At 34.4% G+C, this 803-nt stretch carries 1 protein-coding gene; it reads right to left on the bottom strand.

The window, feature by feature from the left end; genetic code table 11:
* The coding region (locus DAD81_RS20660; RefSeq protein ID WP_111710384.1) for a sugar kinase at positions 1-803 on the bottom strand (803 nt) is incomplete at both ends.

Here is an 803-nt window from a genome sequence, read left to right as displayed (position 1 = left end):
GCAGCTACTGCAAAATTCAACGCTTTTTGGTCGTCTCCTTTATATTCTAACAAACCGTAAATTAATCCACCCATAAATGAATCACCACCACCAACTCTATCTACTATATCTGTAATTTGGTACTGAGGAGATTCAAATAATGTTTTACCATCATATAAAACTCCAGCCCATGTATTATGAGACGCAGAAATAGAACCTCTTAATGTTGTTATTACTTTTTTAGCACGTGGGAATTTTTTTAACATTTGATCACATACAGATAAAAATGCTTCAGCTTTTACATCGTGACCTTGTGTTGTGATATCTAAACCTTCTGGTTTTATATTGAAATGTTTTTCGGCATCTTCTTCATTTCCTAAAATAATATCACAGTAAGATGTTAATTCAGTCATTATTTTTTCTCTGTCACCACCATATTTCCATAGTTTTTGACGGTAATTTAAATCTGTAGAGATTGTTAAGCCTAATTTACTTGCTACTTTTACAGCTTCTAAACAAGCGTCTGCAGCACCTTGAGATATTGCAGGTGTAATACCAGTCCAGTGGAACCAATTTGATCCTTCAAAAACTTTTTCCCAATCTATCATACCAGGTTGAATTTCGGCTATGGCAGAATGTTGTCTGTCATAAACTACTTTACTACCTCTATTAACAGCTCCAGTTTCTAAAAAGTAAATTCCTAATCGGTCTCCGCCCCAAATAATATTCTCACAGTTTACACCTCTTTTACGCATTTCCATCATAGCACATTCACCAATATCATTTTTTGGTAAACGAGTTACAAAATCTACAGGAACACCATA

Source organism: Lutibacter citreus (genome assembly GCF_003260195.1).
Classification (GTDB): Bacteria; Bacteroidota; Bacteroidia; order Flavobacteriales; family Flavobacteriaceae; genus Lutibacter; species Lutibacter citreus.
Note: the sequence above shows the minus strand (reverse complement) of the source record. Positions and strands in the feature narration are given on the sequence as shown.